Source organism: Dyella lipolytica (assembly GCF_030160075.1).
Lineage (GTDB): Bacteria > Pseudomonadota > Gammaproteobacteria > Xanthomonadales > Rhodanobacteraceae > Dyella_B > Dyella_B lipolytica.
This window is the reverse complement of record NZ_BSNQ01000009.1, coordinates 359,802-378,934: the sequence shown is the minus strand read 5'-3', so window position 1 is coordinate 378,934 and position 19,133 is coordinate 359,802. Positions and strand designations below refer to the sequence as shown.

Annotated in this window: 18 protein-coding genes and 1 tRNA gene; 13 read left to right on the top strand and 6 right to left on the bottom strand. The window is 61.3% G+C overall.

Annotation, left to right across the window (positions count from 1 at the left end):
- Positions 1–13: 13 nt before the first annotated feature.
- From QQL64_RS14890 to QQL64_RS14880, 3 genes are all read left to right on the top strand, one after another.
- Positions 14–89, top strand: a tRNA-Thr gene (locus QQL64_RS14890).
- Positions 90–193: 104 nt separating this feature from the next.
- Positions 194–1,117 (top strand): arginase, encoded by a 924-nt coding sequence (gene rocF, locus QQL64_RS14885; RefSeq protein ID WP_284401078.1) that lies wholly within the window; start codon positions 194–196, stop codon positions 1,115–1,117.
- Positions 1,118–1,230: 113 nt separating this feature from the next.
- Positions 1,231–2,601: a tryptophan--tRNA ligase gene (locus tag QQL64_RS14880; protein WP_284401077.1), complete on the top strand. Its 1,371-nt coding sequence runs from the start codon at positions 1,231–1,233 to the stop codon at positions 2,599–2,601.
- Between the two features lie 25 nt (positions 2,602–2,626).
- Here the strand turns inward: QQL64_RS14880 and QQL64_RS14875 are convergent, their stop codons facing one another.
- A complete protein-coding gene (locus QQL64_RS14875; protein ID WP_284401076.1) occupies positions 2,627–4,210 on the bottom strand; it encodes an inorganic phosphate transporter in 1,584 nt (527 codons plus the stop codon).
- A 195-nt stretch (positions 4,211–4,405) separates the two neighbouring features.
- Positions 4,406–4,918, bottom strand: coding sequence for a Spy/CpxP family protein refolding chaperone (locus tag QQL64_RS14870; RefSeq protein WP_284401074.1), 513 nt, complete (start codon positions 4,916–4,918; stop codon positions 4,406–4,408).
- Between the two features lie 183 nt (positions 4,919–5,101).
- Between QQL64_RS14870 and QQL64_RS14865 the strand changes: the two genes are divergently transcribed.
- Together QQL64_RS14865 and QQL64_RS14860 are read left to right on the top strand one after the other, a co-directional pair.
- Positions 5,102–5,797 carry a response regulator gene (locus tag QQL64_RS14865; protein WP_284401072.1) on the top strand — a complete coding sequence of 232 codons (696 nt, stop codon included), beginning with the start codon at positions 5,102–5,104 and terminating at the stop codon, positions 5,795–5,797.
- Positions 5,794–7,170, top strand: coding sequence for a sensor histidine kinase (locus QQL64_RS14860; protein ID WP_284401070.1), 1,377 nt, complete (start codon positions 5,794–5,796; stop codon positions 7,168–7,170). Before QQL64_RS14865 ends, QQL64_RS14860 begins: the two co-directional genes overlap by 4 nt.
- Positions 7,171–7,216: 46 nt before the next feature.
- Here the strand turns inward: QQL64_RS14860 and QQL64_RS14855 are convergent, their stop codons facing one another.
- Genes QQL64_RS14855 through pdhA form a run of 3 tightly spaced genes read right to left on the bottom strand, consistent with a single transcriptional unit; the run spans position 7,217 to position 10,678 of the window.
- Positions 7,217–8,587: a dihydrolipoamide acetyltransferase family protein gene (locus tag QQL64_RS14855; RefSeq protein ID WP_284401069.1), complete on the bottom strand. Its 1,371-nt coding sequence runs from the start codon at positions 8,585–8,587 to the stop codon at positions 7,217–7,219.
- Between the two features lie 21 nt (positions 8,588–8,608).
- Complete coding sequence (locus QQL64_RS14850) at positions 8,609–9,589, bottom strand: alpha-ketoacid dehydrogenase subunit beta (RefSeq protein ID WP_284401067.1); 981 nt, start codon at positions 9,587–9,589, stop codon at positions 8,609–8,611.
- A 3-nt stretch (positions 9,590–9,592) separates the two neighbouring features.
- Positions 9,593–10,678: a pyruvate dehydrogenase (acetyl-transferring) E1 component subunit alpha gene (pdhA, locus tag QQL64_RS14845; protein ID WP_284401065.1), complete on the bottom strand. Its 1,086-nt coding sequence runs from the start codon at positions 10,676–10,678 to the stop codon at positions 9,593–9,595.
- 213 nt (positions 10,679–10,891) lie between these two features.
- Here pdhA and QQL64_RS14840 point away from each other — a divergent pair, with 213 nt between their 5' ends.
- Positions 10,892–11,740, top strand: a complete 849-nt coding sequence (locus QQL64_RS14840; RefSeq protein WP_284401063.1) for a tryptophan 2,3-dioxygenase — start codon at positions 10,892–10,894, stop codon at positions 11,738–11,740.
- Positions 11,741–11,869: 129 nt separating this feature from the next.
- Positions 11,870–13,327 carry a peptide MFS transporter gene (locus QQL64_RS14835; RefSeq protein WP_284402205.1) on the top strand — a complete coding sequence of 486 codons (1,458 nt, stop codon included), beginning with the start codon at positions 11,870–11,872 and terminating at the stop codon, positions 13,325–13,327.
- A 57-nt stretch (positions 13,328–13,384) separates the two neighbouring features.
- Here QQL64_RS14835 and QQL64_RS14830 read toward each other — a convergent pair whose 3' ends face one another.
- Positions 13,385–13,858, bottom strand: a complete 474-nt coding sequence (locus tag QQL64_RS14830) for a MarR family winged helix-turn-helix transcriptional regulator (RefSeq protein ID WP_284401061.1) — start codon at positions 13,856–13,858, stop codon at positions 13,385–13,387.
- 113 nt (positions 13,859–13,971) lie between these two features.
- Here QQL64_RS14830 and hppD point away from each other — a divergent pair, with 113 nt between their 5' ends.
- The 6 genes from hppD to tpx all read left to right on the top strand — a co-directional run bounded on the left by hppD (position 13,972) and on the right by tpx (position 19,100).
- Positions 13,972–15,066 carry a 4-hydroxyphenylpyruvate dioxygenase gene (gene hppD / locus QQL64_RS14825; protein WP_284401060.1) on the top strand — a complete coding sequence of 365 codons (1,095 nt, stop codon included), beginning with the start codon at positions 13,972–13,974 and terminating at the stop codon, positions 15,064–15,066.
- Between the two features lie 53 nt (positions 15,067–15,119).
- Complete coding sequence (locus QQL64_RS14820; RefSeq protein ID WP_284401059.1) at positions 15,120–15,410, top strand: endonuclease domain-containing protein; 291 nt, start codon at positions 15,120–15,122, stop codon at positions 15,408–15,410.
- 209 nt (positions 15,411–15,619) lie between these two features.
- On the top strand, positions 15,620–16,918 hold the full coding sequence (gene hmgA / locus QQL64_RS14815; RefSeq protein ID WP_284401058.1) for a homogentisate 1,2-dioxygenase: 1,299 nt from the start codon (positions 15,620–15,622) through the stop codon (positions 16,916–16,918).
- 5 nt (positions 16,919–16,923) lie between these two features.
- Positions 16,924–17,508: a lectin gene (locus tag QQL64_RS14810; protein ID WP_404601069.1), complete on the top strand. Its 585-nt coding sequence runs from the start codon at positions 16,924–16,926 to the stop codon at positions 17,506–17,508.
- 22 nt (positions 17,509–17,530) lie between these two features.
- The gene (locus tag QQL64_RS14805) at positions 17,531–18,514 is read left to right on the top strand and encodes a fumarylacetoacetate hydrolase family protein (RefSeq protein ID WP_284401055.1); all 984 of its coding nucleotides are present in this window, start codon (positions 17,531–17,533) and stop codon (positions 18,512–18,514) included.
- Positions 18,515–18,599: 85 nt separating this feature from the next.
- Entirely contained in the window at positions 18,600–19,100 is a 501-nt protein-coding gene (gene tpx, locus QQL64_RS14800) for a thiol peroxidase (protein WP_284401053.1), read from the top strand.
- Positions 19,101–19,133 lie beyond the last annotated feature (33 nt).

Sequence of the window (19,133 nt, the reverse complement as noted above, 5' to 3'; positions counted from 1 at the left end):
TAGGCGGCCCAGTGCCGGCATAGCTCAGTTGGTAGAGCAACCGCCTTGTAAGCGGTAGGTCCCCAGTTCGAATCCGGGTGTCGGCACCAGTTTTATCCAGGCCTGCAGCGATGCGGGCTTTTTGCTGCGCGCCTGAGCTGCTTTCGACCCGCTACACTTGCGTATCAACGCAGAAAGACGCGAGAAAAGCGGTATGAACAAGCAGGTGATTGCCCTGGTCGGCGCGCCGACCGATATCGGCGCGGGACATCGTGGCGCCTCGATGGGGCCGGAAGCCCTGCGCGTGGCGCAGCTGGCGGAGAAGCTCCGGCGTCGCGGGCTGGAGGTCATCGACCGCGGCAATCTGCATGGGCCGATGAATCCCTGGCAGCCGCCGGAGAATGGCTATCGTCATCTCCCCGAAGTCATCGCCTGGAACACCGCGGTGCATGGCGCCATCCACCACGAACTGCAGGCCGGTCGACTGCCGATCATGCTGGGCGGCGATCACTGCCTGGCAATCGGTTCGATCAGCGCCGTAGCGCGGCATTGTCGCGAGCAAGGGCGCAAGTTGCGCGTGCTATGGCTCGATGCGCATGCCGATTTCAACACCTCGCAGGTCACGCCGTCGGGCAACATCCACGGCATGCCGGTGGCTTGCCTGTGTGGCAATGGGCCGCGCGAATTGGTCGAGATCGGTGACCGCGTGCCTGCCACGTCACCGGATGTGTTTCGCCAGATCGGCATCCGTTCGGTCGACGAAGGCGAAAAGCGTCTGGTGCGTGAAGCGAAGATGGACATCTACGACATGCGCCACATCGACGAGGTGGGCATGAAACGTACGATGGAAGAAGCGCTCGACGGTGTCGATGCGGACACCCATCTGCACGTCAGTTTCGATGTCGATTTCCTCGATCCTTCCATCGCGCCCGGCGTCGGCACCACGGTGCGCGGCGGTCCGACGTATCGCGAATCCCAGCTTTGCATGGAGATGATCGCCGATACCGGTCGGCTGGGTTCGCTGGATATCGTCGAGTTGAATCCGGCTTACGACAAGCGCAACCAGACCGCCAAACTGGCGGTCGAGTTGGTCGAATCGCTGTTCGGTAAATCTACCCTGATGCGCGGACCGGACTGAGCGAACGGCGTGTCGATCATGTTCGGTGTGTTTTGCCCGTACACTGCCTGCATCCTGTCCGCGCAACTCAACGCGGACGCGTAACCATCCATTGCACAAGCCGATACCGCCGCATGCAAACCCGCGTCCTTACAGGCATCACCACCACTGGTACACCGCATCTTGGCAACTACGTCGGGGCCATCCGGCCTGCGATCGCTGCCAGTCGTCGTGCGGATGTCGATGCGTTCTTCTTCATGGCCGACTATCACGCGCTGATCAAGAGCGACGACCCGGCCCGCATCGAACGCTCACGCCTGGAAATTGCGGCCAGCTGGTTGGCGGCGGGGCTCGATCCGAACAAGGTCACCTTCTATCGGCAATCCGATATTCCGGAAATTCCCGAGCTCACCTGGTTTCTCATCTGCGTCACCGCCAAGGGTCTGCTCAACCGCGCGCATGCCTACAAGGCCTCGGTCGATCAGAACACCGAGAAGGGTGAAGACCCCGATGCAGGCGTTACGGCGGGCCTGTACATGTATCCGGTGCTGATGGCCGCCGACATTCTTGCGTTTAACGCGCAACACGTGCCGGTGGGGCGCGATCAGATTCAACACATCGAGATGGCGCGCGATATCGCGCAACGTTTCAACCACATCTATCAGCGTGAGTTCTTCGTGCTGCCCGAAGCGCTGATCGAGGAACAGGTGGCCACGCTGCCGGGCCTGGATGGTCGCAAGATGTCCAAGAGCTACGACAACACGATTCCGTTGTTCGCTGGCGGCACCAAGCAGTTGCGCGAAACGATCATGCGCATCGTCACCGATTCGCGCATGCCGGGCGAGCCGAAAGATCCAGATAGTTCTTCGCTTTTCACTATCTTCCAAGCCTTTGCCAGTGAAGCCGAAAGCGCCGCGTTCCGCCGTGCGCTGGAAGAGGGCATCGGCTGGGGTGAGGCCAAGCAAGTGCTGTACGAACGCATCGAAGCCGATGTGGCGCCAATGCGCGAACGCTATGAGAACCTGATCGCGCGGCCAGCCGCGATCGAAGAAATTCTGCGAGAAGGTGCACGCAAGGCCCGTGCGATCGCCGGACCGAAAATCGCAGAACTGCGCGATGCGATCGGCTTGCGTGCGATGTCGTCGGTGACCATGCACGCTGGCACGTCCAAGTTGCCGTCGAAGTCCGGTAGGTCGCCGCGTTTCGCCAGTTTCCGCGATTCCGACGGTAGCTTTCGCTTTCGCTTGTTCTCTTCCGAGGGCGATGAACTGCTGCTATCGAAGTCCTTCAAAGATCCGAAAGCCGCCGGCGCCGTGCAGAAACAACTGAAGACGCTTGGCGGCGCGGCCGCTACCTTGCATACGTTGCCGCTCTCACTGGTGCTGGAACTGGATGGCGAGCCGGTCGCCAGTACACCCGACTACGTGGATGAGCCAGCACGCGACGAAGCCCTCGTCTATCTACGCGAAGCGCTGGATCTGCTCGCCGCACAAGACGGCGAGTAAGCCAAGCGCGGTAGCTTGGGCACACTCAGAACACGTGCTTCAGCACCACAAACAAAATACCCGCCAGCAAGATCGACGCAGGTAGCGTCAGCACCCAGGCCATCAGCAGATTGCGCACGGTGGCCCACTGCAGGCCCGAACCGTTTGCCGCCATCGTGCCGGCAACGCCCGAGGTCAGCACATGGGTCGTGCTGACCGGTAGGTGGTACATATCCGCCGCCTGGATCAATCCCATCGCCACGAATTCAGCCGATGCACCTTGCGCATAGGTCAGATGTTCCTTGCCGATCTTCTCGCCGACGGTCACCACGATGCGCTTCCAGCCCACCATCGTTCCAAGGCCCAGCGCGAGCGCTACCGCCACCTTTACCCACGGTGGAATGAACTGCGTAGCCTTTGCGCCGAGACCGCGCCATGCGGTCAGCACTTTCGTCTGATCCGCACTCAATCCCGGCTGCGCGAGCACAAGCGGTATCGCGGTGTTGGCCAGATAGATGTCGTTGCGCACGTTGCTCATCTGCTCTTGCGGTACCGCACTCAGCGATGTGCGATTGACGACCTGATGATCGATCGAGGCGAGCAATGCGGACAACGCCGGTGCCGTATCCGGCAGCAGTTTGTGCTGCTGTATGGCGGCGGTGACGATGCTGCGCGGATCGCCGGTAACGATTTGCGAGTGATCCAGGCTGCTCAGTACCTGCTGCGCTTCGACGGAAACCTCATGGAAGGTCTTCACCTGGCCGCCTGATACCGCGCCGTTCAAGGCATAAGCGGTGGGCACCGTGCCGATCAAGATCAGCATGATCAGGCCCATGCCTTTCTGGCCGTCGTTGGAACCGTGACTGAAACTCACGCCGGTGCAGGTGAGCACGAGCAGCGCACGGATCGGCCACGGCGGCGGCTTGTTGCCTTCCGGCGCGCGATAGAGCGCGGGAATCTTGACCACTGCCTTTAGCAGCAACATCAGCAGGCTCGCGAGGATGAAGCCGGCGATGGGCGAGAAGACCAATCCTTTGAATACACCGATCGCGGCATTCCAATCGACGCCGCTGGTGGCGTTCTTCGCCGCTGTGAGCTGATTGGCCAAGCCAACGCCGATGATCGAACCGATCAAGGTGTGCGAGGACGAATTCGGCAAGCCGAAATACCAGGTGCCGAGATTCCAGATAATGGCCGCAAGCAGCAAGGCAAACACCATCGCGAAGCCGGCTTCGCTGCCAACCTGCAGAATCAGTTCCACCGGCAGCAACGACACCACGGTGAAGGCTACCGCGCCCGACGACGTCAGTACGCCGAGAAAATTGAAAGCACCCGACCAGATCACGGCCAGATTCGCCGGCAGCGAATGCGTGTAAATCACCGTTGCCACCGCATTGGCGGTGTCGTGGAAACCGTTGACGAACTCGAAGCCCAGCGCGATCAGCAAGGCGATGCCGAGCAGGATGAACGGTGCCGCGGAATGCGAGCGGACGATGGAAAGATCCGAGATGAGGTGCATGCCGGCGTAGACGGCACCCACCACCAGAATCAGGCCGAAAACGATGCCGAAAATGCGCCCCGAACCCTGGTTCGATGAGGTGGTTGTGGCAACAGCGACTTCCGTCTGCATGGGCGTGCCCTCTGAGGTCAGCCCCATGGAAACTAAGCATCGTCCAAGACAAAGACGTGACAGCTGCGCGTGGATATGGCTCGGAATCGGACCACAAAAAAGCGATCGCCGATGCAGCGGCGATCGCTCAAGTGATACCTGGCTAGAACGTCCGCTAAGTCCGACTAACCGAGATACTTCTTTTTTATGCGTGACTTACTGAGCCGAGGTCGACGTCGACTGCGCCGGATGCTCGGCCTTGAACTGCTGCCACTGCGCCTTGCGGGCCTGGAACGCAGCTTTCTGAGCGGTCAGCTGAGTCTGTTGCGCGCTGGTCAGCACGGTGTTGTAGATCTGGGCGGTAACCGCGGCGCGGGCGGTGATGCGGGCGCTGGTGAGGTTGGCTTCGGCCTGGGCCAGGCTGGCAGCGGCGGCCTGATAACCCGACGAGCTCGGCGACAGGGCTTCAAACGCCTGACGCTGCTGACGGACGGCCTGGAACTGCGGCTTCATCTGGCTCATGTTCTGCTGGACGATCTGCTTGATCGAAGCCTTCTGCGCGTCGGTCAGATTCAGACCGCGCAGCGCCATCAGACCGTGGTGGTGACCGTGGCCGCCATTCCAGCCACCATCTTCACCGAAGCCCTGTCCGCCCGGGGCGGCGAGCACGAGTGCGGAGCAGCCAAGGGCCGCAGCCAGAATGATCGAAAGGGTCATTGTCTTGCGCATATTCAAGCTCCTGCTTGCGTGGGGGGGGGTGTTGTGACTATTGGAATGCAGGGGCACGTTTAAGATCTTTGCCGTCGTGTAAAGAAGGGTAAAGTCAGGCTGATGCAAGCTATGGGCAGCCAATCGCAGCAGGTAATGCGATAGTAAGCGCGGCCTATCTGATGGTTTTATCGCTACCCACCCATGTCCCGCATATTGATTGGCGACGATGATCGCGAGCTGTGCGCACTGCTTGCCGAATACCTGCGCCGAGAAGGTCTTCATGTCGATGTCGTGCACGATGGTGAAGCCGTGCTGGCTCAGCTGCGCGATCCGGCGTTGAGACCTGATTTGCTGATTCTCGATGTGATGCTTCCGGGCCGTAACGGTCTGGATACGCTGCGTGAATTGCGGGCACAACATCGTTTGCCGGTCATCATGCTGTCCGGACGTGGCGAGCCGGTGGATCGCGTGGTCGGCCTGGAACTTGGCGCGGACGACTATCTTTCCAAACCCTGCCTGCCGCGCGAACTACTGGCGCGCGTGCGCGCGCAACTGCGGCGTCACACGGTGGAAAGCGTCGGTGTACTCACTGCTGGCGTGTTGCGTTTGTTGCCGGGCGAACGACGTGCCTATGCCGGCGAGCAGGAACTCAACCTCACCGGCGCGGAGTTCGCTTTGCTGCTGATGCTGGTGCAGCGCGCCGGCGAGGTTATCGACAAAACCTCGCTGACCCGGGTCGCGCTTGGCCGCGAGCTGGAGCGCTTCGATCGCAGCATCGACGTGCACGTGAGCCGCCTGCGCCACAAGCTGGCCGAAGCGTCGCCGCAAGCGCCGCGCATCGATTCGATACGCGGCGCCGGCTACGTGCTGTTGACCAACGGTGGGGAGCGCGCATGACCACCTTCAAAAGCCCATTCCGCAGTCCGCTGTTCTGGCGCTTGTTGATCTTCTTCTGCATTGCCAACTTGCTGGTGCTGGTGGTGGGAAGTTTGCTGACGCGTAGCTTTGTCGTGTATTCCTCCGAACAAGATTTCGATTGGCACGCGCTGGCGCAAGCGGCAGAGGGCGCTTATGACAAGGGTGGCGCGGACGGTCTCGATACGTGGGCGCGACAGCAGCGTGCCGAGGGTGTCGATGCGACGCTTTACGAAAATGGGCAACCGCTGCGCCAGATACGTTTGCCGCAGTCGGTGCGCGAGTCACTTCCCGACTGGCTAGCAGCAGGGCGCAACATCGAACTGAATCCTTGGCCGGGCTTTTATATCGCCGTGCAACAAGTCAGCGGCAGCGACGGGCACGATCGGCAATTTGTGGCGGTCAGCAGTTCGCGAACACGCGTCCCGCCGCGCACGCGCGAGAAAATCCTGCTCGGCGTGCAGCTGGTGCTTTCATTGCTGTTGATCGGCACCATCGGCTGGTGGGTGGCGCGCAGCGTATCGCGCCCGGTCGAAGCGATGCGCGATGCGACGCGCAAGATGGCGGCCGGCGAATTCGCCACGCGCGTCGACCGGCGTTGGAGCGATGCCCATGATGAGCTCGGTCAGCTTGCGCGAGATTTCAACGGTATGGCCGAACGCATCGAACTGCTGGTCGCCCATGATCGCGGCGTCCTGCAGGATCTTTCGCATGAGCTGCGTTCGCCGCTGGCACGCTTGCATCTGATTCTGGATCTGGCACAGCACAGCACCGATCCGAAAGAAGCGGCCAAGCATTTTTCGCATGCCGAACGGGAAATCGGCAGCATGGATCGCATGACGGCGGAAATGCTGGCACTGTCGCGGCTTGAAGGCGGCCTTCCGGGGATGGAGCGCGAACCGGTGGATCTCACGGAGCTGACCAGGGCTCGCCTCGACGCGGCCCGTGTCGAAGCGGAAGCGCGCGGCATCCAGCTGACGATGGCCCATGCCGCATCGGTCACGGTATATGGCAGCGGCATCCTGCTGGAGCGCGCGCTGGACAACGTGATTGCCAACGCGATCAAGTTCAGCCCGGCCAACGGTCGCGTTGATGTGGAAGTCGGTACTCATCAGCATCGCGCTGAAGTGCGTATCCGCGATCGCGGCCCTGGCGTTCCGGCAGAAGAATTGGATTTGTTGTTCAGGCCTTTCTATCGCGGCACAAACGCCGCCCATGCCGGCGGCCACGGGCTTGGTCTCGCCATCGTGCAGCGTGTCATGCAAGTGCACGGCGGTGAAGTCGATGCAAAAAATCGCGAGGGCAGCGGATTGGAAGTGACCATGCGCCTGGCGGATATGCCGAACGCATCATAAAAAAAGGCGCCCTGAGGCGCCTTTTTTATTTTCGAGCGACCAACGATCAATTCGGCAACGACAGATCGTCCAGCAACGCCTTGAGGAAGCGCGCAGCTTCGCCGCCCGTCGCCGCACGATGATCGAAAGTGATGCTGATCGGCATGCGGCGATGCACTTCGATACCACCCATCACTGCCACCACATCGTGGCTGAGCTTGCCGGCACCGATGATCGCCACGCACGGCGGCACCACGACCGGCGTCGCGTAGCGACCGGCGAACATGCCGAAGTTCGACAGGCTGATGGTGTAGCCGGACAGTTCCGACGACGGAATCGTGCGGTCTTCCACCTGCGTGCGCAGCCGCTTGATACCGGCGCGGATGCCGGCGCTATCGAGCACGTCAGCGTTGCGCAGTGCCGGCACGAACAGGCCGTCATCGGTGTCCACCGCGATCCCGATGTCCACATGCGGATGCAACGTGCGGGTGAGGTTCTTGCCGTCAAACCACGCGTTGAGCGCGGGCACCGCCTTGCAAGCAGCGACGATAGAGCGGATCAGGCGCGCGGTGATGTCCTGCTTGCCGATCCACGCGTGCAGGTCGGCGTCGTCCACCAGCGTGGTGGGCACCACGTTAGCGTGGGCATCGGCCATCACGCGAGCCATGTTGCGACGAACGCCTTTCAACTGTTCCGGCTGACCGCTGGCCTGCACGCTCGGCGGTGCTGTGCGTACCGGCTTGCCGGCTAGCGAGACAGCGGTGCGCGCGGGTTCCGGCTGCGGCAGTTCGGGGGCGAGATGACGGCCGGCCGAAGCGGACACGGCACGCGCCGGGGCGGCGCCGAGTGCCGCCGACCCGTTGGCGGCGGCATTCTTCACATCCTGCATGGTCACCACGCCGTCGGCGCCGCTCGGACGCACACGAGTGATGTCCACCTTGAGTTTCTTGGCCAACGCACGCACAGCCGGCACGGCTTTCACACCGCCCACGCTGGCGGCTTGCTCGACATGCACATGACTGCCGCTGATCATCGCACCGACTACGGTGCCTTCGTCTTCGCGATCGGCCTTGCCGTTGGTTTCGATTTCGCCGCCTTCATCGGAAGCGACGACTTTCTTCGGCTCGGCAGCCGCTTTCTTCGGGCCATGATGATGCCCAGTGGATTCGGCCTCGGCACGCTGCTTGGCATTCGGGTCGGGCTCGAATTCGGCCAGTGCAGCGCCGGTCTCGATCACGTCACCGGTAGCGCCGTGCAGCTTGGTGACTTTGCCGGTGTACGGCGAAGGCACATCGACCACCGCCTTGGCGGTTTCCATCGACACCAGCGGCGCGTCGAGCTTGATGCTGTCGCCTTCCTTCACGTGCCATTCGACGATGGTGGCGTCGGGCAGGCCCTCGCCGAGGTCCGGCAGGTAGAACGTCTTGATATCAGCCATGAGTCGGGATCCGTTGAATGATTAGCTGGCGGCGAGAGTGCGCTTGGCGGCTTCTACCACACGTTCGGTGCTCGGCAGGTATTTCATCTCGAGACGGAACAGCGGGATATGCGTGTCGTAACCGGTGACGCGTTCGACCGGTGCGAGCAGGTCGTACATGCATTCTTCGGCCAGGCGTGCGGCGATTTCCGCGCCGAAACCGGCGGTCTTGGGTGCTTCGTGCACGATCACGCAGCGGCCGGTCTTCTGCACCGATTCGGCGATGGTGTCGAAATCCAGCGGGGTGAGCGTGGCCACGTCGATGACTTCGGTGCTGATGCCTTCCTCGGCGAGCGCATCGGCGGCTTCCAGCGCTTCCTTCACCTGTGCGCCCCAGGTCACGATGGTGACGTCGGTGCCGTCGCGCAGCACGAAGCACACGTCCAGCGGCAAGGCTTCGCCGTCATCCGGCACTTCTTCTTTGTATTGGCGATAGATGCGCTTGGGTTCGAAGAACATCACCGGATCCGGATCGCGGATCGCGGCGAGCAGCAGGCCATAGGCACGGGCGGGCGAGGAGGGCATCACCACGCGCAGACCCGGAATGTTGGTGAACAAATGTTCGTTCGCTTCGGAGTGATGCTCGGGCGCGCGAATGCCGCCGCCCCACGGTGCGCGCCACACGGCCGGCACGGTGATGCGGCCGCGGGTGCGGTTGCGCAGGCGCGCGGCGTGGCAGGCGATCTGTTCCATCATCGGATAGATGAAGCCTTCGAACTGCGCTTCGGCGACCGGCTTCATGCCTTGTGCGGCGAGACCGACGGTGACGCCGGCGATGGTGGTTTCGTCCAGCGGCGTGTCGAGCACGCGCAGTTCGCCGAACTTTTCCTGCAGGCCCTGGGTAGCGCGGAACACGCCGCCGTTGACGCCTACGTCTTCACCCAGCACCACGACGCTTTCGTCGTGCGCCATTTCATAAGCGAGCGCCTGGGTAACGGCTTCGATAAGAGTGATTTGTGCCATGGCTTAGTGCGCCTTCTTGTCGAGCGAGATGGCGAGATCGCGCTGCTTGGCGAGATCCGCGGGGACTTCGGCGAAGGTGTAGTCGAACATCGCCGTGACGGGCTGGGTCTTGGTTTCGAGGTAAGCATTGACCTCGTTGTCCATCCACTCGTCGCACTCGGCCTTCCAGGCTTCTTCTTTCTTGTCGTCCCACACTTTCTTGGCCACCAGCCAGTTGCGCAGGCGCTTCATCGGCTCCTTGGCCCAGGCGTCTTTCACTTCTTGCTCGCCGCGATAGCGGCGGGCGTCATCGGCGGTGGTGTGATCGCTGAGGCGATAGGTCACCAGTTCCAGCACGCTGCCACCCTTGCCGGTGCGGGCGCGATCCAGCGCGTCTTCCATCGCCTTGCGCACGGCGATGATGTCGTTGCCGTCCACCTGGATCGAGAACAGGCCGGCAGCAATGCCCTTCTGCGCCAGCGTAGGTGCGCCCGACTGGATCTTGCGCGGTACCGAGATGGCCCATTGGTTGTTGACGATCACCGCCACCATCGGCAGGTTCTGCGCACCGACGATGTTGATGGCGCCGTAGAAGTCACCCTTCGACGAGCCGCCGTCACCGATGGTGCACACGGCCACGCGCGGTTCCTTGCGGATCTTGAACGCCAGCGCGGAACCGGCAGCGTGCAGGCACTGCGTGGCGATCGGCACCGACCAGGCGAAGTCGTGGCGCGCCGGCTCTTTCTGATAATCGTTGCCGCGCTCATCGCCGCCCCAGTACATGTACACCTCGCGGGGCTGCACGCCGCGGTACAGCTGGGCGCCGTATTCGCGGTAGCTGGGGGCGAACACGTCTTCGGGCTTCATGGCGCTGCCGATGCCCACGTGTGCGGCTTCGTGACCGAGACAGCTTGCGTAGGTGCCGAGCTTGCCGGTACGTTGCAAGGCCACCGACTTCGCGTCGAACACGCGGGTGGACAGCATCAGCTTGTACAGCTCGACCATGTGGTCGAGATCCTTGGCGAAGGCAGGCAGATCGTCACGGACCTGCTTGCCCTCGGCATCGAGGTATTGCAGATATTCGATTTCAAACTTGGCGGCGATGGACACGACTCGCTCCCGGGGGGTGGGGTAATGGAAAAGCGCTGCGGGGGAGGCGCGGCCCATCCAGTGGGGCCTGGCGCACAGGAAAAGTCCCAGACAAGACTGCTTTTTTTAGCAGGCTGCCATGTTGCGCCGCAAGGTACAGTGCAGCATGCGAGGCCGTACGGCGGGCTTCGTCATACCGGGTAACATGAGCATCTTTGCGGGTTTGCGGGCACCATGACGGACAACCAGCGTGACCTCGAAGCAGGCATCCAGCTCGATCTGAACGGGCAGATGACCTACGGCGGCTACCTGCGGCTGGACCAGCTGCTGACCGCCCAGCACCCTCTTAGCCAGCCGCCGCATCACGACGAGATGCTGTTCATCGTGCAGCACCAGGTGGCCGAGCTGTGGATGAAGTTGGTCATCCATGAGCTGAAGTCGGCGATTGCCCATCTGCGCATCGACGATCTGGACGCCTGCCTGAAGATCCTGGCCCGCGTGAAGCAGGTGCAACGGCAGTTGTTCGAGCAATGGGCGGTGCTGGAGACGCTTACGCCTTCGGAATACCTGGAGTTTCGCCATGTGCTTGGGCCGTCGTCCGGCTTTCAATCGCTGCAATACCGGGTGATCGAATTCCTGCTCGGCAACAAGAACGCCCAGATGTTGCGCGTGTTCGACCACGACCCGGCGGCCCAGGAGCAGCTGCGCGCGGTGCTGGAAGCGCCGGGGCTTTACGACGAATTTCTGCGCTACCTCGCACGCCGCGGCCACGCGGTACCGGCCGAACGGACGGAGCGCAACTGGAGCGAGCCGTATCAGCGCCACGAGCAGCTGTTGCCGGTGTTCAAGCGCATATACGAAGAGCGGGCGACGTTCTGGCCGGAGTACCACATGTGCGAGCAACTGGTGGATGTGGAAGAGAGTTTCCAGCTTTGGCGTTTCCGCCATATGAAAACGGTGGAGCGCATCATCGGCCACCGACGCGGGACGGGTGGTTCTTCGGGTGTGGCGTTTTTGAAGAAAGCGCTGGAGCTTGAGTTCTTTCCGGAACTGCTGGATGTGCGTACGGTCTTGGGAAGCTGAGCGGCGATGCTGCATCGCATTTGACGACACGCGTACAGCTAGTTACATCTGTTGAATTCACAACCCAAGGGGAAATCCGTGAGCCAGAGTCCCGAAGCCGGCGTCGACACCGCGCCCGACTTTCCACAGATGCTCGGTCATCCGCGTCCGCTGTGGATGCTGTTCATGACCGAATTCTGGGAGCGCTTCGCGTTCTACAGCGTCAGCTGGGCGTTGGCGCTGTACATCGTGGCGCAGTTCTATCACGGCGATGCATCCGGACAGGCGTGGGCCAGCAAGATCTACGGCGCCTACACGGCATTGATTTATGCCACGGGTATCTTTGGCGGCTACGTGGCCGACAAACTCATCGGCTATCAGCGTTCGATTCTGCTCGGTGCACTGGTGATGTCTGCCGGTCTGTTCACGATCATGCTGCCGAGTCAGCAAGCCATGCTGTATGGCCTGGCGATGGTCGTGGTCGGTGACGGTCTGTTCAAGCCGAACATTTCTTCGATGGTCGGACAGCTCTACGGACCGAAAGACGAACGGCGCGATCGCGGTTTTACCTTGTTCTATATGGGCATCAATGCTGGCGCGTTTGTCGCGCCCTTGCTCACCGGCTGGTTGGCCAGCTATTTCACCGACACGCCGCTGCAGCAGAACTATCGATTGGTGTTCGGTGCAGCCGGTGTCGGCATGGTGCTGAGTCTGTTGTGGTTCTGGTTCGGACGTCGCGGTTTGCGTGGCGTGGGGCGTCCGGCGCCGGAGGCTTCGAGCCGCATGCGCGTGCTGTGGGTATTCGTGGGCGTGGTTGTTGCCGTGCCGATCGTGTATCTGCTGTTGTCGAAGATCGGCGCGATCGGGCTGCAGTGGCTGCTTGGCCTGCTCTTCGTCGGTGTAGCGACCATGCTGATCGTGGAGGCGGTGCGCCACGACACGGTGCAGGTGCAGCGCGTGATCGCCATGTTGATCATCTTCGCCTTCAATCTGCTGTTCTGGATGTTCTACTTCCAGCTCGGCACCTCGTTCAATTTCCTCGCGGAAAACATGGTCGATCGCAAGATGTTCGGCGGCTGGGAGTTTCCTGTCGGCTGGTTCCAGTCGGTGAGCCCGTTGGCGATCATCGTGCTGGCGCCGGTGGTGTCGCTGGTGTGGGCGTATCTGTCGAAACGGCACAAGGAGCCATCCATTCCGCGCAAGTTCGGTCTTGGCCTGATCTTCAACGGATTCGGTTTCCTGGTGCTGATGTATGCGCTCTCACGATTGATCGATGTGCGCGGATTGATTCCGTTCTGGCCGTTGACCGCGTGCTATGTGCTGCAGACGGTGGGTGAGCTGTGTCTGTCGCCGATCGGCTTGTCGATGGTGACCAAGCTTGCACCGCCGCGTCTGGTGGGTGTCGCCATGGGTGGCTGGTTTCTCTCGCTCGCCGTGGGCGGCAATCTGTCGGGCTTACTGGCCGGGCACATCAGCGGCGAAAACGGGATGACCGCGGCATCAGCCTTGAGCGGGTTTACTTTCAGCTTCTGGCTGCTGGCGGGTGCCGGCGTGTTGCTGCTGCTGATTTCGCCGCTGATCAATCGCCTGATGCATGGGGTGAAGTAAAGATCGGAAGTGAGAAACGAGTGGCTAAAGCGACACTCGTTTCTCACGCCTTTCCACTTATGGCTTCTGCACAGGCTGCAGCTTGTCCAGAATCCGCGTCAGCCAATCGCGTTCCTCCGCGTCCAGCTTCGCCAGTACTTCGCGTTCGCGCGCACGCGCCATCGGCGCCACATCGTCGTGAATCAGCCAGCCGGCCTCGGTCAGGCTTAATACCGAGCGGCGTTTGTCGTTACCGTGGGTATCGCGGTGGACGCGGCCGGCTTCCACCAGCCGGGCGAGCGCGCGGCTTACGGCCACCTTGTCCATCGCGGTGCGCTCCGCCACCTCGCGCGCGGACAATCCGTGGAATCGCGCCAGCACCGCCATCACCCGCCATTCCGTCACGCTGAGGTCGTAGCGGCGTTGGTAATCGTCCGCGATCGCCTGGCTCACGGTGTTGGAAAGAATCGACAACCGGTAGGGCAGGAAATGCTCCAGTTCCAGCGGGGCGTGTTCGGCACCGACAGGGGCGGGCTTGCGGGATGCGGGCATTGCGGCAGTGTTCCTTGCAATTAGTTTCATATGTAACTATAACGGTGATCTTATCCCGATGGTGGCACGCTGCAATAGTCGCCGTCGCGCCTCGACTCGATCAGGAGAGCACCATGAACGCCCAGCCCAACCTCGGCATGCAGGTCACCACGTTCGAGAACCCGATGGGTATCGACGGTTTCGAATTCGTCGAGTTTGCTGCGCCGGCTGGCCGTAGCGGTGAGCTGCATGCGTTGTTCAAGAGCATGGGCTTTTCGGCCGTGCTCAAGCACAAGAATCGTCCGATCACGGTGTATCGCCAGGGTGGTGTGAACTTCCTGGTCAATGAGGATCCGGCTTCCTTCGCCGCCGATTTTGCCGCCAAGCATGGCCCTTGCGCATGCGGCTTCGCGATCCGCTTCAAGAAGCCAGCCGCCGACGTGCTCAAGATGGTGCTGGCCAACGGCGGAGAGGCGGTCACCGAAAAGGCTGACACCAAGGCCGTCAATGCGCCCGTGGTGAAGGGCATCGGCGACTGCATGCTTTATCTGATCGATCGCTACGGCAACGCCGGCACCATCTACGACGGCGACTATGCGCCGATTCCTGGTGCAGATCAGAACCCGACCGGTTTCGGCCTCACCTTCATCGACCACCTCACGCACAACCTTTACTTCGGCAACATGCAGAAGTGGTCCGATTACTACGAGCGTCTGTTCAATTTCCGCGAGATCCGCTACTTCGACATCAAGGGCGCCAAGACCGGCCTGGTGTCCAAGGCGATGACCGCGCCAGACGGCATCGTACGTATTCCGCTCAACGAGTCGAGCGATCCGAAGAGCCAGATCAACGAATACCTCGACGCCTATCATGGCGAAGGCATCCAGCACATTGCCTGCTTCACCGACAATATTTACGACACGGTAGAGGCGATGCGCACCAAGGGTGTGCAATTTCTCGACACGCCGGACGCCTATTTCGAAGTGATCGACATGCGCATCCCCAACCATGGCGAGGATGTGCCGCGCCTGGCGAAGAACAAGATCCTGATCGACGCCGATCCCGAGACCAAGCAACGCAAGCTGTTGCAGATCTTCACGCAGAACAACATCGGCCCGATCTTTTTCGAGATCATTCAGCGCAAGGGCAATGAAGGCTTCGGCGAAGGCAATTTCCAAGCGCTGTTCGAATCGATCGAACGCGATCAGATGAAACGCGGCGTGCTGTAACGCTTTTAAAGCCCCTCTCCCATCGGGAGAGGGGTTGGGGTGAGGGTGCGACAGTGCCGGGACACATCAAACCGCCATTACCGACAAGAACGCGAGATCAATCACGAGATTTGCGGCAGGCAAAGACTGAAGCGGAACAAAAGCTGTGGTACTACCTGCGTGGAAGACGCCTAGGCGGATACAAATTTCGACGCCAACATTCAGTGCCACCCTATGTTGTCGATTTTTACTGCGATGTGAAACGTTTGGTGGTTGAGCTGGATGGTTCGCAGCACAATGCGCAAGTGGACGTAAAGCGTACGCGGTATCTGGAGTCGCAAGGTCTGGAAGTTTTACGTTTCTAGGATAACGAAGCATTGCAGCAGACACAGGCGGTGCTTGAAAGAATTTTGTGTGCGCTTGAAAGCCGCAGTTTTTGAGTGCTGTGCAAGTAATACGGATGAGAACTTGATCGGGGCGTGTTGTTTGAGATCGCGCAAGCCCCGTACCCTCACCCCCAGCCCCTCTCCCGGAGGGAGAGGGGAGTTCCGACAAGGCAAAAGTGAAACTGACGATGGAATCGAAGGGCTACCAATCCGGCTTCGGCAATGAGTTCGCCAGTGAGGCGATTCCCGGCGTGCTACCGACCGGCCAGAATTCGCCGCAGCGCGTGCCGCATGGGCTTTATGCAGAACAGTTGTCGGGCAGCGCGTTCACGGCGCCGCGGCATAGCAATCGCCGCAGCTGGCTGTATCGCATTCGGCCGGCGGCGATGCATAAGCCGTTTGAAGCGCGTGCGCATGCCAGCTTCCACAATCGTTTCGACGAGATGCCCGCTACGCCAAACCAGCTGCGCTGGGATCCGTGGCCCATGCCCACAACGCCCGCCGATTTCGTCGATGGGCTAGTGACGCTAGCCGGTAACGGTGGTCCGGCCGAGCAGGCGGGCTGCGGCATCCACATCTATGCTGCCAATCGTTCGATGCAGGGGCGTTTTTTCTATGACGCCGACGGCGAGTTGCTGATCGTTCCGCAGCAAGGACGTCTGCGCATCGCCACCGAGCTGGGTGTGCTGGACGTCAAGCCGCTGGAGGTTGCAGTCATTTCGCGCGGCGTGCGCTTCCGCGTCGAGCTGCTGGACGGCGAAGCGCGCGGTTACGTCGCGGAGAACTTCGGAAGTCTGCTGCGCTTGCCGGATCTCGGACCGATCGGCGCCAATTCCATGGCCTTGCCGCGCGACTTTCTCACGCCACATGCCGCCTACGAAGATGTCGAAGGCGACTTCGAACTGATCGCCAAATTCCAAGGCGCGCTGTGGTCTGCACGCATCGATCACTCACCGCTGGACGTCGTGGCCTGGCACGGTAATTACGCGCCTTACAAGTACGATCTGACGCGGTTCAACACGGTCGGCTCGATCAGCGTCGATCATCCCGATCCGTCGATCTTCACGGTGCTGACCTCGCCGAGCGATACGCCCGGTACCGCGAACGTCGACTTCGTGATTTTCCCGCCGCGTTGGCTGGTGGCCGAGCATACCTTCCGTCCGCCGTATTTCCACCGTAACGTGGCCAGCGAATTCATGGGGCTGATCGAAGGCGTGTATGACGCCAAAGCCGGTGGCTTCGCGCCCGGTGGTGCCAGTCTGCACAACTGCATGAGCGGGCACGGTCCGGATGCGGCAAGTTTTGAGAAGGCGAGCGTGGCGGATGTCAGCAAGCCCGATCACCTTACCGGCACCATGGCCTTCATGTTCGAGACGCGCAAAGTGATCCATCCGACCAAGCAGGCGATGCAGGCCCCGCAGCTGCAGCAGGATTACTACACGTGCTGGCAGGGTATCGCCAAGCACTTCGATCCGGAGCGTGCGTGAAACACGTGCTGACCATCCTCGTCGCCAGTGCAACCTTGCTCGCAGGTTGTCAGGGCGCGCCGCCGGCATCGTCGCCGACGACTAGTGCTTCTACGGCAGCTGCTGCGGCAACATCACCTGTCACGTCATCGGCAGCGGTAGCCCCAGAGAGCATGGCGCGCTATGACGGCTTTGGCGACATGCGCTTTGGCATGGACGAGAGAACATTCCGCCACGCGTGGCAGGGCGATCTGGCGGGCACCGCCACTACCGACGGAAGTTGTTATTACCTGACACCCAAGTGGATCAAGTCGGCTTCCGATTTCGGTTTTATGTTCGAGCAGGGCCGCTTCGTGCGTTACGACGTGGGCAACGCCAAGGAAGTTGCGCCCGGTGGTGGCAAGGTCGGTATGACGGTGGCCGAGATTCGCGCGCTGTACGGCAATCGCATCGAGGAAACACCGCACAAATATTTGCCGGGTGCACTTTATTTGCGCATCGCCGGCGACCATCAAGGCGTGCTTCTGTTCGAAACGGATGCCGCAGGAAAAATTAGCAGGTGGCGCATCGGTGTGCCGCCGCAAATCGATTACGTGGAAGGCTGCTCGTGAACGCGGCCGATGGAGTGAAGGCATGAAACTGGGCAGTCTCAAGGAAGGCGGCCGCGATGGCACGCTGATCGTGGTCAGTCGCGACCTGACGCAGGCGGTCAAGGCCGCAGGTATCGCGGCAACTCTGCAGGCGGCGCTTGAGGATTGGTCAAACACGGCGCCGCGCTTGAACGCGTTGTCGGAGCAGCTCAACGCCGGCAAGGCGACGGGTGCGTTCGCTCTCGACATGAAAGCACTGGCCGCGCCGCTGCCGCGTGCGTATGAATTCGTCGACGGCAGCGCGTATCTGCCGCACGTGGAACGCGTTCGACGTGCGCGCGGTGCGGAAGTGCCGGAATCCTTCTATGTCGATCCGCTGATGTATCAGGCCACCAGCGCCGGCTTCCTAGGGCCGCGCGATCCGGTGGTAGTGCCGAGCGAGGATTACGGTATCGATCTGGAGGCGGAAGTCGTCGTGGTGACCGATGACGTGCCGATGGCGGTCACGCCCGAGCAAGCTGCCGGTCACATCCAGTTGGTGGGTCTGGTGAATGATGTAAGCCTGCGCGGCTTGATTCCGGCCGAACTTGCCAAGGGCTTCGGATTTTTGCAATCCAAGCCTCGTTCGGCGCTGTCGCCTGTATTCGTCACACCCGATGAACTCGGCGATGCATGGCAGGGCGAGAAGCTGCACCTGCCGATGCGCACCTGGTTGAACGGCAAGTGGTTCGGCGAACCCGAATGCGGCGTGGATATGCATTTCAACTTTGCGCAGTTGGTGGCGCATGCCGCCAAGACGCGTCCGCTTGCGGCAGGTTGCATTGTCGGCTCCGGCACGATTGCCAATGAAGACACCAGCAAAGGTGCTTCCTGTTTGGCCGAGCAGCGCACCGTCGAGACGCTGCGCGACGGCAAGCCGAGCACGCCGTTTCTGAAGTTTGGCGACACGCTGCGCATCGATGTTACGGACCAGCGCGGCGCATCGATCTTCGGCGCTATCGAACAAGTGATTGCATCGTTGAAGTAATACCCTTCGCGGTGAACAGGTGACGCGCCGGAGTATCGGCGCTATCTTCGCGTGATACCTCTCTCACAAACGCCAGGAGTTACCCATGTCCCAGGTCACCCTCAAGGGCAATCCAGTCAAGGTTGACGGCCATCTTCCTGCCGTGGGCGAAAAGGCGCCGGCCTTCAGCCTCGTTGCCAAGGATCTTTCGGACGCCACCCTCGCCAGCTTCACCGGCAAACGCAAGGTGCTGAATATCTTTCCCAGCGTCGACACACCGACGTGCGCTACGTCGGTACGCCGCTTCAACGAAAAAGCCAGCCAGTTGAACAATGCCGTCGTCCTGTGTATCTCGGCGGACCTGCCTTTCGCGCAGGCGCGCTTCTGCGGTGCAGAAGGCTTGAGCAACGTGGTCACGCTTTCGACCATGCGCGGACACGATTTTCTCAAGCATTACGGCGTGGCTCTCGCCTCCGGCCCGCTGGCCGGACTTGCTGCGCGCGCCGTTGTCGTACTCGATGAGCATGACAAGGTAGTGCACACGGAATTGGTGGGTGAGATTGCAAACGAACCGAATTACGATGCGGCGCTCTCTGCATTGAAGTGACGGCTTGCATTCGGTAGTGCGCGAAAAAAAAAG